Genomic DNA, 15,388 nt, shown 5'->3' with positions numbered 1-15,388 from the left:
CCGGCTTAAGGTTGTCGATGGCAACGCGGTAAGAGACGCAAACCATCAAGGTTTCAACCTGAACGTCTCGAGAGCCGAGTGCCGTCGGCTCGGTATTCTACCGTTCCCCACGGAGCTGCCTTCAGGGGCAGGCGTGGGTTCGAGAAAATCGGCAATTGCGTAGCGTAGACTAAAATGGCGAAGACCCTCGAAAACTAAATTGGAAGCAATCTAGCATGGCGCAATACTCTGTGGCCTGCCGTCGGTGGAGCACGAGAACCGTGGAGCTTCTGAACAAACGTCCTCGCGTGCTGGTCATTGATGACTATGCTGATTCAGCGGACGCTCTTGCATCTTTACTGACGTACGAGGGGATGGAGGCGCGTGTAGCGAAAGGCTGTGATGAAGCACTAGCTTGTGTTCACGTCTGGGTACCGGACCTGGTCATTGTCGACATCAAGCTGGTTGGCCGGGACGGATTCGCAACCGCGAAAGCCCTGAGAGATTATTTGCCAACCGAAAATCTCGGAATCGTAACTTACACGTCTTTTGACGAAAGCAACGTTTTGAGAATGAGCAACAATCCGCGGGTCCTCGACGGGTATTGCAGGAAAGGAAATCCGGGCTCACTCCTTGACCTCATCGGAGAAATTTGGAAATGACAGGTGTCATTCCTTCGCATTAGTTGTTCAAGGGCGTGCTGCATCCTCAAAACGGCTGTCGACTTGCACATAACTGAAAGCATCCCGACCGCATTAAGGAAAAACTGTTCAACGCGTCAACCTTGAGGCCGTCAATGAACAACGAATCCCGAATCAAAGCCTTGCTGTTTGATGTCTTCGGCACCGTCGTTGATTGGCGTAGCGGAGTAGCGCGCGACGTTAGCTCGTTCCTCTCCCGCCAAGCGATTTCTGCGGATGCATTTAAATTCGCCGATGCATGGCGACGTCAGTATTCGCCTGCGATGGAGGAAGTTCGCAGCGGCCGACGCCCGTTCGTTCGGCTCGACTTGTTGCACATGGAAAACCTCGTCAAGGTATTGACGGATTTTGGTGTCAACGTGGGCTCGATCCCGGCGGAGGATTTGGTCGAATTGAACCTTGCGTGGCATCGACTCGACCCCTGGCCTGATTCTGTCGAAGGGCTCTTGCGCATGAAGCGTCGATTTATCATCGCGCCGTTGTCTAACGGGAACATCCGACTGATGGTCGACATGGCCAAACGGGCTGCGCTTCCTTGGGATGCAATCCTCGGCGCGGAAGTGATTAGAGCGTACAAGCCGACGCCGCGAGTCTACTCAGACACTGTCGAGCTTCTCGGTTTGAATCCAGCTGAGGTCTGCATGGTCGCGGCACATAACGCCGATCTCGCTGCAGCACGACAATGCGGATTGAGAACTGCGTTCATTGCGAGGCCACTTGAGCACGGTCCGAGTCAACAGACAGACCTGAAAGCCGAGCAGGACTGGGACTTTATAGGGGAAAGTCTGAACGACGTTGCTACGCAACTAGGTTGTCCAACCTGAACGCGCCCCCGGTTGTACTGATGTTCCAGATAACGACGGAGCCTCCACTAACCAACGGTACCAATATAAATTCACCGTCGGAAACGAGGTCCCACCGTGCCTCTTAGACTCTCCCAGAAAAATTGGAGCGGCCCGTGGCAAAGCTGCACGAAAAATCCATTTTATTGACCACCTTACGCCGACAACACTTTTCGTTACTTTTTATTATCTCGACCGATGCGTCATTGATGCCCGATTATTTCTTTTTGCGGCGGCGATGATGCCGCTGCGCGTGCCAACATTTCTAACTTCGGCCTTGCCGGCTTGCGAAGCAACGCGGCGGCAGCCCGACGTCTGGCAATCACCTCGACTTCGGTTGCATCGATATTCGCCCCCTCACCTCCCATCCTCCTAGACGTCGCGCCGGCCCCCTCAATGGGTGATGCCGTCAGGCGGGCTGCCTTTCCGAAGCCAGCGCGAATATCCGCAAATGGACGGCGTGAAAGCCACAATCTTCATACATCCAATATTGCGATATGTTTTCGTGGCAAGATACTGGTGATTTTTTGTCAAACCAAGTCTCTAGGCGTTACCAATCATGGCCCTGCAGCGATTTGTGAACGACATGCGAAGGAGCCATTCTAGGCAAGGCTGATGAGATCGATCCTTCGCTCATTTGAAAGGAATTCGTGTTGAATCCCAACATCACCGCCCCTCCGATTGGATTTCCCGACCGCGTCGAACGCAACACGCGCCCCGCGTATGGTTTTGTGGCATGAGCCCGCCCGTTCTGAAAACGTGGCTTGCAGAACTCGGGCATCCTAAATGGCTAACCGCCGCGCAGATAAATGAGCAACAGAATCACTCATCTTCCGGTACATCACAGCATGCAAGCGACTGGAAGCATGACGACCGCATCTACAGCGTGACAATAAACAACCACGAGTACTTCCCGGCTTACCAATTCGATTCGTGTTGTCAGCCCCTACCCGTTATCCGCGAGATTCTCGCCGCGCTCGCTCCGCTTACCAATTCCGAAAAGATTGCTGCATGGTTTTACTTCCCGAATGGCTGGATCAGCAACGATGAAGGGCTCGCGGTTGCGCCACAGGATGCGCTGGACCGCCCAAGCGACGTTATAGCCGCGGCCAGGCGGAATCAAACCACTTACGTAGCGTGAGAAGTAACCGAAGAGCTGGTCAATCCCACAGCAGACGTATGCAAGGCAAGGCGGTCCAAAGCCCTAGGAAGGAATCCCATGTCTCACGGCTCGCGCGCTGAAATCCGATTTCAGCGTTGGCCGTTGAGAAAAAAATCGAACCAGCCGTGCGCAATCGCGTAGCCGTAATAATGGCGGATTATCACGGCTACGCTCTGGCCTCCATCGTAGACCGCGTGGATGACCTCGCCCCTTTGCCTCGGTGGTAACGGATGGCCGCTTATGCAAGCGGCGAATGAGTCATATCGACCCACAACGGTCTTTCGAGTTGCTCTAAAGCGGCCGTTCAAACTTATCGCGAACGCGGGCTGTTAGCTAATTGACGAGCCGATGTAGTCGGCAATTGGAGCAAGAATAACCTCGGGGAATTGCTCAGCGATAGCTGAAGACATTTGCTCTTTCGCGGTTTCATCAATATTGCCAGCGGAAAATGCGTCCGCGCGTGCTTGTTCATTCGGCCATTGGGCGTAGCTATACCAGGTCCCATCGGAGCCTCTATGAAGCCTTGATCCAAGCGAGCCCCGCAGCAGAAGCTGTTCCGAAATGCGTGACCACCCGCGAACGAAAGTCTCTTCGCTGTCCGGATGCAGACGCCATCGGTAGAGGACAACAAAGGGAGGTCTTTGGTCAGATTTTTTTTCGACACCTCATGCTCCATGAGATATGTCATGGCTCGTCATGATTGTCGAGGATTAATAATTTGATGTCGACTGACCGATGGCCGATCTGTGCCCAACAGCATATTGTCGAAGTCGCAGCGATTTCCCTAGTACTTAATGACAAAAATGGGATGTCGACCACTTGAGCAATAAGACGGTTGCTGCCACTCCGCCTAACAGAAACAGTGCTCGGCTACGTGACATTGTCGGCGAAGTACAGTGCCCTTGTCTGCAAAAGCGTAGAAGTATTGAAATATCGTTCCAAGCAGTGCGAAAGCAGTCGCCATCGCATAAACGGCGAGCACTATCCCAATACTATGGCCAAGCGAGGCACGTATATTCAAGGCTGAGTTGTTACAGGTGAAAACCGGGACTCCCGAAAAAAAGCAAGATGATGAACAGTGCGGAGACGATAAATGAGATTCGATTTTTCAAACTTGGCCACATCGTGCAGCTTCTTGTCTACGAAATTTTATCCCTTCAACGCCCATTGTCGCGCGGACCTGACCGTTTGAGGCCAATTGTCAACCATCTGGCCCGTGATGTCGGCTGGCCGAAAATGGCCGATCAGCGTCCCATGACCGAGCGCGGCGAACATCGCGGGCGTGGGTGTCGTGCGAAGGGCAAAATGCACCCCGCGAGAGCCAATCATGCCAAACGGTCGCCGTTCTAGAGCACAGTTGACCGATCTGCTCCAGCGAGCGGGGGCTGCAAGCGTTCAAATCGATTGGGTCGGGTCAGTCATGCCGAGGGATTTAGGTCTTGCCACAATGGCAGGCCGAAACGACGGCGGAAATACAAGCCGCGCACCGCCATGAACAGTCCGAACACGAGCGATCCGCTAAGTATCAATCGCCAGGAGGGCATATTCATTCGCGGGATTTGCCAATGAAATCTGAAGAATTCAAATACTGAGAAGCCGAACAAGAATAGCAAGGTATAGGCGACCCACGTAGTTTTGAAATCCAAAAAGTATAGCGGTGGTACTTTAAAGCCCAAGCGACGGATAAATTTCCAACCTACCGGTGTAGCGTTGCTGTTCAGCAAACCTTTTGCCGCTAGCATCCTCATCGCTAATGAAAGCTTTGTATCAAACAGTGATGTCATCTTTGCTCCAGTTATCTAACGGCGATTGCGGGGCTAGGCGCAGCCGATCAAAATCGGCGTTCAGCAATTGTCGCCGATTCACGGCACAGCGTCGAATGTCTCCAGTTGGCCGCATCAAGGCAATGCAACCAGCAATCCACTCGCCCGAAAGCGGCCATTGAGCGATAGCAGACCAGACCTCGGCTACGCGAATTGGATGGCGACCTCGACCGGCGGCTTCTGGCCGATCTCGCTCGCGAACCGCCGCTCAAACGTCAGATCGACGCAGGGAACGAAGGTCGCCTCCTAGCCGAACTTGGACGTTAGCAAACAGGTGGTGGCCGGCCAGCCCTATCTATTGTCGTACCGCTGAAATCGACGACGGATTCAACCGGTGGATGCAACACATTGAAGACGGCGCTAGCAATGGGAGTGTTGCAGATGAAACGGCGACGCCGGATTTATTGCAACGAGAAGCAATTCCACCGTCCGCAGTTTTTTGGGGCCGTTGATCAGGGATGCCTTCGTGCGGCGCATCGGGCGTCTTCCGTACGCTGCATCATTAAGATCAGTCGGAAGCAATCCAGCGATGCACGACACGCACGTATTGCTGCGCCGATATTTGGGGCGATCCGTGACGTCGGCTCGAAAAGAGCGTCCGAAGGCGGAAGGTTACCTGGTTAGATTCACTCTCCACGCATTCGCGGGTTTGCTCTGAAATTTCGAACTGAACGAGACGCTGCGTTTGTCAAGGACAGATTCGTGTTGTCGTCGGTCCAGCATTTTTCACGCTGGCGCTGTCACCGCCAGAAGCGGCGGGCGGTGCCCGCCCGTCCACCATCTATTCTGCGACGCGAATCGGCCGACGCGAGACACGTTTTGGGCCTTTGCCTGCTCCTAATTGCATAATCGAAGCAAGGTATTCTGGCGACTGGCGTACAAGCCACGTCCTGACTGGCGCTCGCGCGAGTAGCTGACGTCCTACCACGAGGTGGAGAGTTCGCTCAACCAGCATTAAGGGATGTTCCTGACGGAGTAGACCAACAATGGAAACCGCTTTCTGCAGTTTCCGTTCTTGCCGCTGAAGGCCCGCAACGTAATCGCTGTCATACCTCACGCTCCGACTTTGATTAACAAGCTCTGCCGCAGGCGAAGCTACAAGAAGTGCCAACGCGAAGTCTCCCGTGAAGCAACGAGTTTGCCGCATCAGTTCGAGCACCTGGCGCCGTCGAAAGTTACTCATGCAGCTGAGGCAAAGCGTCGTGCGTTCGGGCAAACAATCAGGGGCCGCGAATCGGCTCTCTGACTGCTCCTGCATAGGCACGTCGAAGGTCGAAACAGGCTGCCGCCCGCCGACAGCACCACCTTCCGAGGTCGTGTGGACGATTCGAGAGACCAGCATACTGGGAATCCGCTTTATGCCAACTTCGTCGAGAAGCGAGATGAATCCCGTGTCGCGAAGCAAGTCGTCGAGAAGTCGTCGTAGCCGCCGATTTCCTTCCGCGATGTGCTTCATTGCGTTTGCGGTGCGTTTTATGCGGATACATTGCGCCCGCATCACTGCCTGCATCCGTTCAAGTCGTGGCAAGCGGCAATATCGCGATGTCTTCGATACATCGCTCTGGTGGTCACCGGCGACCGGGCGAGTACGCGCAGTCATCTACGCTCCAAAAAACGTCCAACCTGCGTCAGTCCTACACTGTCAGTCAGGTCCAGCAGAATACGCAGGTCAGAATGTCGCAACAGGTTGAAATCCTCTGCGTTGGGACCCACGAGTGTTGCGAACTTACCCGGCTGAATACGTCCGGCGGGAATGACAAAGAAGTCGAGAAATTCCCGGATACCCCTCAGCATCCGGCAATACACCAGAAAGTCGATATTGAACCTGTCTGGCCACCGTGCACTCCAGTACGGAGTTTTCCCATCGACCATCCAGGGGCCACGAGCAACAATCTGAAATCGAATCAGGTTGTCGACGCAAAGCGTGAGTGAATGCTTCTCATATGTCACCAGGTGGCCTCGTTCGGCGAGAGCTTCGGAAGTCACGCGTGCTAAAAGCGCTTCTGCGCGGTGCTCGATGTCGCGATTCTCTTCACGCTCGGGATTCAGGTTTGGCGCATAGCCAATCTCCCGATATGCCGCGTTGAGACTCCCAAACTCTGCTGCCACGGCTGTCGCAGAGGGCGCCCGGCGGTAATGCTTGAGTAACTGCTGGCTAACCTTCCCATATTTACGCACGACCATCCTTAGACCAGAGAGCAGTTCGTCCCGGTTCGGTGGGCGGCGGTAGCCGGCGAAGCGTGTCTGCACCGCTGAGAAAGTCTTTTGGTCAACGATGGCAGGGAACGCCTTCGGAACAGTTATCCACTGTTCTTCCGGTACTCGGTGCCAGCCACCCGCCAGTTTCGATGATGTCCGACTGTAGACGCCGACTCCCATGTAAGCGGGATTATGGAGAATCTGCGCGATGTGTCGAGGCAACCAGGGCCGGTTATCGCCGTTGACCAGACCAAAATCATTGAGCCTCCTGGCGATTTGTGTGCAGTCTGCCTTCCCCCATGCGTACCACTCGAAAATCTTGCCGACGATACCTACCTGTCCCGCTGCTGCTGGCATCAGCGTGACCCGGTCCGTCCTGATACTTTTGTATTCGTATTTCTCGAGCGTGCGTGTCGAGCCGCGTTTTTCTTCGTACAGGACTCGCTGATACCCGTAAGGCGGGCGCCCGCAGACGTGAAACCCGCGCTCCGCGAGGACGCAATGACCGAGGAACACCTTCCGGGACAGTTCCCTGCTGTACTCGGCCGCCATTACCCGCTTGAGCGTTTTCATGACCGGCGACATTGGACTAGGGTCCACTTCGAACGGTTCTGCCACATAGACGACTTTAACGCCGTGGCGTTTGCACAGGTATTCGTAAAAGGCCGATTCGTCGACATCCTGAAATCTTCCCCATCTACTCACGTCGTAGACAAGCACAAGTGAGAAACGGCGCTGCGGGTCGGCAACATCGATAAGTAGCTGGTTAAGTGCTGGCCGGGCCCGAAGCGTCAGCCCACTGATGCCTGCATCTTCGTAATCCCTGATAATGCGAATTGACCGTACAGAAGCGTATTCGGCAATGGCTTGCCGCTGAAATATCGGCGAGCATTGCTGCTGGTCTGTTGACATCCGTAGGTATTGAACAGCGCGCTGTAGCGAAGGAGCGGGCTGACGCCCGCTGCGGCTAGGTTGCATTTCGGTGCTCCTTCATGCTCGCGCTGATGGATAAGCCATCTGACCGAAGTGGCAAGAAAGGGTGACGCAGCCTGTATGCAGCGTCAGGGGGGCCGTCGTCAGCCCGGGTCATCGGCTGTGTTGCCTGGTTTCAGGGTCCGTCGGCCAGTCCCTGTTTGGCCAGCTTGTCGACACATACTTTGTGTAGCGTCGGCGCACTAGGCCGCCGGTAATCGATACGCCAACTTCCCGCAAACAACTGGTTGAGCCACGTTTCATCGTTGCATTCCGGCTTCTGGAGAAACTCTATCGCGACCATGACCGAGAGCTTCGACAGGGCAGCTCGTTCCCGCGCAGGGCAATTTGCGCCGTTTGCACACAGCCAGAGCAGCACCGATTCTCCAAGATGCTGAGAAACCAACCATTCTCCAGTCCGTGCTCGTGCAATGAGTTGAGAAACCACCAGATATGCCAGCAGTTCCGCCCGCGCCTGGCCGTCGAGGTTGTAGGGAATTGAACCGTATGAGTCCATGTTTCTCATGCCTCTTCATTAATCTCTTCAGCAGCCTCAATGCCATGCACCAGCGGTATCGTGCATGCGCTTCGGCAACGTCTGGTCACTCAGCCAGCCAAGTCTCTTGCCCGTCATCAGCTATCTCCCCGCTGTCTTTGCCTCAACCCTTCGAAAGTTCTTTGACCGGGGTTCGCGTGTACTGGGCCTCGAGCGCGCTGACTGTGCGTCACTGCTGATAGTGTCGAATTGAGTCGAGTAATCGGGATGATGCTCATCGAGCCATTGTCTGAGGCACCCATTTCCCATCAGTTTTGCAACGTAAGCCGCTGACACCGTGAGATGAAGATGTTCGATTCCATACCGCTCGTCGGTCTGGGCAACGGCAGTCTGAAGCATGGCGAGTTCACGTTCCAGCGTAGCGAGTTGCTCCGCAACTTCGCTCCGCACCTTCCGGTCGGAACCCGGCTCAAGCTGCTCCGGCGGAGTCGCTGCGACAATTGCTCGCGCGAACGACGACGTAAAGTTTCCCTGACCGCACATAAGCTCAACTGCAGCAATCTGACGCAGCGGTTTGAGGAGCTTCAACGCTCTGAATGTAGTCGCCGGACACATCTTATCCCCAAGCAAAACCGCCGCTTCCGGCGAAATACCTTCGAGTAGACTGGCCCGACGCTTGACCGTGTTGACGTCAATTCCCAATACCTGAGCGATACGCTCCCTTGAGACACCCTGCCCAATTGCCTTGGCTATCATCCGCGCGTCCTGTGCAGAGGTTAATCGGCTGATGTATCGATTGTATGTGTACGCCTCATCATCCGTTGCGATGATGCACTGTGCCTTCTCAAGGCCTAGGCGACGCAACGCCTCAATCCGCAGTCGACCGTCGAGAATACGGAACACCTCTGCGCTGCCCGCAATGCGCGCGACAATCAAAGGCTCCACGAGGCCGACCGTCGCGATGGATGCGAGAATCTGCAGGAATTTTTTCCCAGAGGTGGCTGTTCTCGGAAGCTGCCTTGACGATTCCAGTGTATTCAAGTGAAGAACGACGGGCTGCGTTTCGAAGGTAGTTTTAAGGGGTTGGACTGTCAATGAATCCATGATTTAACCTCCCCACGGATACGTTGGTCGAGGACTCGAGGAAGAGTGGTAAGGCCCTCCTGCTCAAGCAGGCCTACGAATTCGCGCTCGCGCATGAGCTCACGTAGAGCATGGACAATAAACGACAGACGCGCGTGCACCAATTCAACTCTTTTTGCGAGAACTCTTTGACGTTCACTTTCCCGCATGTATAAACGACGTAATTGGTCCGGAGCCAATTCGTGTGAACGAGGACCGGAAGGACCGGCGTAGATGGGTAACGATTTTCCTCCCGCACGCGAACGACGACTCAGTAGCCTGCGAACGACGGCCAATTGAGGACCTGTTAGCGTTCCCTCCTCATAAGCGTCAACCAACGCGGACTGAACGTCGGCGTCATTCGCCCGTGAAATCTGGACGGCGATAGCGATAGGCATTGTTCCGGCTTCAACAGCGGTAATAAGCCTTTCCTCGCCCCGGTCCAGGAGAAACATCAGACTTTCCAGATATGCAGGCGAGAGTCCCACTTTTTCTGCGACGATGCTGTCGGAGTATCCGCTCATTCGTAAGTTTTGGATGTCTCTCAGCAGCTCAAGCGTTGAGTGATTGCGTCTGGCGATGTTTTCCACGAGACTCATCACCAGACACTCGTCTTCAGGCTGGTCAATGATATTCGCGGGAATAGTTCCATGCCCCAGTGCCTGCACAGCTTCAAGTCGTCCCTGTCCGCAGACGAGGTCGAACTCGAACGTATCTTCTTGCGATGCGCAAGGCGTGACTGTGATGGGTTTTTTCAGTCCCACCGCTGCGATGCTCTCCTGAAGCGTTTGTCTTTGGCGCTTGCTACGGCTCCGCGGATTGAGTACGCGAATGCTGCTCACACTGATATCCGAGATTGGAGCCAAGGTGTTATCTGACATTTAAAGCCTCGATGCGAGTCCGCTCTGTCAATTCAAGCAGGACACTCTCGTCCGGATAGCGGAATGTTTCAAAAGGACAGCTGCTTCCCACCCTGACGGAAAGTGAGAATGCGTAGCCGGGGGGCAAACTACCTCTCGGAAAAACGTAGAAATCGAGAGGCAGTTCAAACGCGGAGTCCTGACGGAGTACGACCAGAAGGTCCGGAGAGGAATAGGTTGGCCAGCGCACCCGCCAGCGAGGGCGGTGAGAATCGAATTGAACAACAAGGCATATTGCGAATCTGACAACCAGTTCGTCATCGACCCGGATGGTCGTCTCGTCTCTTGATATTTCAATGACGTGACCTAGTGCCTTAAGTGCACCGGTCGTCCTTTCTATGCATCCCTGAAGTGCAGCTCGAGATGCACGATAGACTTCACGCCCTGCACCGACGTAATCACGTTCAAACCCCACGCGCGCGTACGCGAACTGCATGCATCCAAAACGCCTCCAGTATGTCTTTCCTCCAGGCATTCCGGACGCATCGTCGATGGCCTTTGCACTGACGACCTCGCTCGAACGGACGAAATCCTTTAACCTTTTCAGGATTTCGTCGTCGCTGAGGTTCTGCGTCCTGTTTATCCGAATTGCTTCTGCTGCCTTAAACGTTACCTGGTCTACGAGAGCTGGGAATGCTCCGTGTGCGCGCGACCATTCAGAGGGTAGGTTCCTATGCCAGTTCGCACCGAGCTTTTTGGAAGTCCTCCCATAGACGTTGGTCCCAGCATATTTTTCATTGCTCAATATGCTTGTGATTTGCTGAGGATTCCAGGGGCGACCGTGGTTATTGCACAGGCCGAATACATTCAGCCTGTCCGCAATCCTCTTGCATCCTAATCCCTGAATAACGTACCAGTCATAGATTCGCCGAACGAGCGAAACTTCGCGTTCATCTCCGGGCACTACTATGACCCTATCAGACTGGATATTTTTGCGTTCCTTGTCGCATAAGCGTCCCTTGACCGTGCCGTCTGATGCGAGCAAAAGCCGTTGCAGTCCGTATCCTGGCGCAGCTCCTTGCCAGAATCCCAGTTCAGCGAGTCGGCATTGCCCAACGAACACTTTTTGAGAAAGCTCGCGACTATATTCACCTGCCATCGTTCGCTTAATCGTTTTCATTAAGGCTGCCGAAGCACTTCCGTCCCAAGCGAATTGCTCTGCGCAATAGACGACCTGAACGCCTGCCTCTCTGCAGAGGTACTCGTAGTGAGCGCATTCGTCGACGTCCTGGAAGCGTCCCCATCGACTGACGTCGTAGACGAGAACGAGACTGAACTCGTTGGCGCGCGATTGGACGTCCTGAAGCAGGTCAAGAAGAGCCGGCCGACCTTTGAGCGTTACCCCGCTCTTGCCCGCATCCTCATACGTCGCGACGACAGTGATGCCTTGCTTCTCCGCAAAATTGGCGATGGCTAGTTTCTGATTTTCAGTCGAATACTCCTGATGGTCCGTCGACATGCGCACATATTGCGCCGCGAGTCGTCCAGCCAGAGACGATGACGAGCCGACCACGTGTTGCATTCCAACCTCCAGATGCACGCTGTCCTTAGTGATAGCTCTGCCGCAGTGCAAGTCAAGCAGTCAGAATTGGGATTTTTTGATCTTTTGTTAGGGACCCAACTGCATCGCACGCCCGAGGCTAACGCAGCTGAATCGAAAATTTTTCGGCTTTAACACACTACTGAGGTGTTTGCTGCGTATGTGGTTACAGACATAGATCAACAGTCAACCCCTGCTCCGCCGCAAACAAAATATGAGCTTGCAAATGGAGCATGGGTAGCATACGCGCCTCAAGATGTCTCGGTTCGTTACGACGGGGCGAAAGCAAGGGTTGTCGGCCAGGTTTCCTAAGTTGATGCACTGTTTGCTTCCACAGAAGTCAACAATAGCAATCCTCTTCTCGTTGACGACGGCCGACAAGCGAACGCTCGCCGGCCGCCAGCTATCAAACTTCAGTCTGCTCGGCCATCTCGAGCGCATCGTCTACCTCGATTCCAAGGTATCGCACGGTGCTTTCAATTTTTGTATGGCCCAACAGCAATTGGACGGCGCGTAGGTTCTTGGTGCGTCGATAAATCAACGACGCTTTCGTGCGTCGCATGGTATGCGTCCCATACGCGGTGTCATCCAGTCCGATCGACGCGACCCAGCGATGAACGATGCGCGCATATTGGCGCGTTGAGATGTGCGCCGAGGCATGCAACCGGCTCGGAAACAAATAGTCGGCAGGCGTCAATCCTCGCGCGGAAATCCAGGCGGCGACACTCTGACGAGTCTGCTCCGTGATTTCAAACTGCACCGGTCTATGCGTTTTCTGCTGCATGAAAGTCGCGCGGGCTACGACATGACCTCCCATGTAGACGTCCTGCACCTGCAGTCGCGTCAGATCGCACGCCCGAAGCTTGCTGTCAATTGCAAGGTTGAACAGCGCCAGTTCACGAGCGTTGGACGACATCTGAAGTCTCGTCCGAATTGCCCAGATCTCACGGAGTTTCAATGGCGGTTTCTGACCGGTCAGCCTTCCCTTGTTCCAAGGGACCCTGCGTGCGCCGGAAGATTTAAGCGTTTTCATGACAACCTCCTCTTCAATGAAGCGAGATTGATTTTGCGCTTTGCGAAGTGGTCGATCTTCGACCCACTGCGGCCGGTCAACCCTACGCGACAAATCGGGCGGCTTCCACGGTACAACGGACGTTCGTACAGTCGCATTGGAAGACGAGAGTTCGGCCTAAGCCGACATCGCGCCCTGCTGAATTTTTGCGTCAGCATTGAGGCGGGTTCCTGACGGCGGCGGCGCACAGTGGACGGCAGCTTTCAGTTTCGGCGAACTCGCACCTCCGTCCCTTTGCCACCGCATGATGCTGATGCCCGTCTCAATGGGCTTAGAGTGAAGATCACCGCGCAAAGCTAAGACCATTTTGATCATTTGGCGCACCCGTAATGCGACAACGCTGCATGGGCCCGGAAACGAAACTATGCGTGCCTACGGTCCGCTGTACACCTTGGTGATGCTTGCGCATGCTGAACATCGCAAAATATGCTAGCGACGAGTATGATTGGAGCCCTTGTCACGGCACTGCGCCACAAAAAAGAAAAGAGCGAACGGAACATGAATCGGATAGAGAATCTGCCGGAAAGATTCCCGCTGTCAAACTTGTCGAAGTTTTATTTTGGCGAGCCTGACGGACGCGATGACCCGCTGTTGGAGAGCTGCATACTTCCTATTACCCCAGTCCTAGAATTCTTGGAAGAAAATAAATCGATCGTCGTGGGTGATCGAGGCACAGGCAAAACCGCCCTGTTTAGGCTACTCGCCGCGGGACGCTTAGAGTTTAAATCAGCCGGGAAGCTCACTCAAATCTATGTTGCAATAGATGAGGAGTTGGCCTACAAGACACTCAAGACGCACATTATCGACCAGATTAAAGATCCAGTTAACACTCCGGACGCTCCGCACCGAATCGTGTGGGAAGTTTATTTACTGAGCCGCTGCCTCGAAACACTAAACGGCCACTACTCCGCTGACAAAGAATTTCTTAAGATCAGAGACGAATTCTTCAAAATAATTGGGAAGTCACCTGAGCAAAAAATGGGTCTACTGGACCTAATCAAAAGCACTAAGAAGTCCTTTGGCGTAAAGCTCGAAGGGGGCCACATGGGATATATGGTCCCAAACTTTTACGCTTCCGTTGAGCCGTCTGCGAACGTGGCAAATACTTCTGATGATGCCCTGATCATCGATGTGCCACAAATCAAGCGAGACATCAACAATTTCTTGAGAGCAAAGAAGACCGTTGTGTACCTCCTCCTGGACAAAATTGACGAGTTTGTAGCAGGCGACGAGTACGACACTCAGAAAGCAACTTTGCAGGCTTTGATCCACACGTGGCGGGACTTTCAATCCTACCCGAGCTTAAAGCCGAAGCTCTTCCTTCGTCGCGACTTGTTCGAAAGACTCGACTTTTCCGCTATCGGGCGTGACAAGATCGATCCCAAGAAAACCGAACTGAAGTGGAGCAGCGAAGACATCAGGCAGTTCATCGCTTCGCGAATCTTTCATAATTTCGTAAACGTACTAGGTCGAAGGAATTTGCGGTTCAATTGCAACGCCGAGTCGCTGAAACTCGACAGGAAGCTTTTGACCACCGCAAATGCCGACCCCGATGCGCTAATCGGTCAAGGGTCTTTTATGGACTATCTAAAGCTTAAACTGCTGCACCTGCAAATCTTCCTAAGCTCTCGCAAGCGCGATGAGTATGATGCGCGCAATACAAGTGCGCAGGACGCTGCGTGCCAAGCGTTAATCACCGCCATATTTCCTCGAAAAGTCAGCCATAATGTAAAGGGGAAAAAGAATGTTCCTATCGACCTTGACGAGTATCTTTCGACACATTTTCATTTCGCAAACGGGCATACCACGCCGCGAGTGATGCTCCAGTTTCTGAATTCGTGCGTCGAAAAATCCAAAGAGTACTACCGCGGAAACCCCGACCAAAATGTATCATTAAACACAAATGGCGAATATCCTCTGATTCTTCGAGAACACGTCACGAAAGCATATGCAGAAACACGGGAGATCAGTTTGAAGACAATTATTGGATTGAGTGAAGAATTTAAACGTCCGGCAATGCTCCTGATGCAGACGATATCGCGGTCCAGAAACATCGAGAAGTTTACCTACGCGGACGCAAAAAAGCATATCGGGAAACTGCTCCAGCCGAAGATTGACCACGGGGAGCCCGACCAGCAGTTGCAACATTTTTTGGCCTTCTATGAGCACGCCGGTCTGTTTCGCTGTACCAATCGGGCGCATCCACTAGAGCAGCGCTCTTACGAGTTGCCTCTAATGTTTCAGCAGTCTGAGCCCCTCGCAATATAGTCCTAGTCACCGTTGTTTTATCGACGTGTTACGCTGACGCCAAACTACCGGTGCGTTAAAAACAGGCGTAGAACTGATGCGGGAGCCGTGACTAAACTGTCCTCGTCACGGCGAATGATCAGCGCGAAGTGAGCCGTTCGCGGGCACAACCTGCAATTGAGCGAGCGGACGAACCTGCCGTTAGAACGGCGATATTACGCCGTTACCTGACCGACAAACTATGCGCACAATTCGGCCATTGCCGCCGCTGGAGCCCGGTGATCGCTACGTCGCCAATGTGGCCGACTGCGAT

The 15,388-nt window shown here is 54.0% G+C and carries 11 protein-coding genes; 4 read left to right on the top strand and 7 right to left on the bottom strand.

The features are described 5' to 3' along the window. Positions 1-260: 260 nt before the first annotated feature. The 3 genes from BLS41_RS33920 (at position 261) to BLS41_RS33910 (ending at position 2,663) form a co-directional block, all read left to right on the top strand. A complete protein-coding gene (locus BLS41_RS33920; protein ID WP_074773413.1) occupies positions 261-641 on the top strand; it encodes a response regulator in 381 nt (126 codons plus the stop codon). Between the two features lie 134 nt (positions 642-775). Further along, positions 776-1,504 carry a haloacid dehalogenase type II gene (locus BLS41_RS33915; RefSeq protein WP_074772276.1) on the top strand — a complete coding sequence of 243 codons (729 nt, stop codon included), beginning with the start codon at positions 776-778 and terminating at the stop codon, positions 1,502-1,504. A 754-nt stretch (positions 1,505-2,258) separates the two neighbouring features. Beyond that, entirely contained in the window at positions 2,259-2,663 is a 405-nt protein-coding gene (locus tag BLS41_RS33910; protein WP_074772274.1) for a hypothetical protein, read from the top strand. A gap of 1,439 nt (positions 2,664-4,102) precedes the next feature. On the opposite strand, the gene BLS41_RS33895 is transcribed toward BLS41_RS33910, so the two are convergent. From BLS41_RS33895 to BLS41_RS33860, 7 genes are all read right to left on the bottom strand, one after another. Next, a complete protein-coding gene (locus tag BLS41_RS33895; protein ID WP_074772268.1) occupies positions 4,103-4,468 on the bottom strand; it encodes a DUF6404 family protein in 366 nt (121 codons plus the stop codon). A gap of 1,635 nt (positions 4,469-6,103) precedes the next feature. Then, positions 6,104-7,684, bottom strand: coding sequence for a recombinase family protein (locus tag BLS41_RS33885; protein ID WP_074772264.1), 1,581 nt, complete (start codon positions 7,682-7,684; stop codon positions 6,104-6,106). A 130-nt stretch (positions 7,685-7,814) separates the two neighbouring features. Further along, positions 7,815-8,204, bottom strand: coding sequence for a hypothetical protein (locus BLS41_RS33880; protein ID WP_074772262.1), 390 nt, complete (start codon positions 8,202-8,204; stop codon positions 7,815-7,817). 111 nt (positions 8,205-8,315) lie between these two features. Further along, positions 8,316-9,278 carry a ParB/RepB/Spo0J family partition protein gene (locus BLS41_RS33875; RefSeq protein ID WP_074772260.1) on the bottom strand — a complete coding sequence of 321 codons (963 nt, stop codon included), beginning with the start codon at positions 9,276-9,278 and terminating at the stop codon, positions 8,316-8,318. Then, the gene (locus tag BLS41_RS33870; RefSeq protein ID WP_074772258.1) at positions 9,266-10,177 is read right to left on the bottom strand and encodes a ParB/RepB/Spo0J family partition protein; all 912 of its coding nucleotides are present in this window, start codon (positions 10,175-10,177) and stop codon (positions 9,266-9,268) included. The genes BLS41_RS33875 and BLS41_RS33870 overlap by 13 nt, the downstream gene beginning before the upstream one ends. Further along, complete coding sequence (locus tag BLS41_RS33865; protein WP_074772256.1) at positions 10,167-11,738, bottom strand: recombinase family protein; 1,572 nt, start codon at positions 11,736-11,738, stop codon at positions 10,167-10,169. Before BLS41_RS33865 ends, BLS41_RS33870 begins: the two co-directional genes overlap by 11 nt. A 424-nt stretch (positions 11,739-12,162) precedes the next feature. Further along, positions 12,163-12,789 carry a tyrosine-type recombinase/integrase gene (locus BLS41_RS33860; RefSeq protein ID WP_074772254.1) on the bottom strand — a complete coding sequence of 209 codons (627 nt, stop codon included), beginning with the start codon at positions 12,787-12,789 and terminating at the stop codon, positions 12,163-12,165. 480 nt (positions 12,790-13,269) lie between these two features. Here BLS41_RS33860 and BLS41_RS33855 point away from each other — a divergent pair, with 480 nt between their 5' ends. After that, on the top strand, positions 13,270-15,096 hold the full coding sequence (locus BLS41_RS33855) for a P-loop ATPase, Sll1717 family (protein WP_143026452.1): 1,827 nt from the start codon (positions 13,270-13,272) through the stop codon (positions 15,094-15,096). Positions 15,097-15,388: the final 292 nt, after the last annotated feature.

Source organism: Paraburkholderia fungorum (genome assembly GCF_900099835.1).
Taxonomy (GTDB): domain Bacteria; phylum Pseudomonadota; class Gammaproteobacteria; order Burkholderiales; family Burkholderiaceae; genus Paraburkholderia; species Paraburkholderia fungorum_A.
The sequence above is the reverse complement of the archived record's forward strand: the minus strand, read 5'-3'. Positions and strand labels throughout refer to the sequence as shown.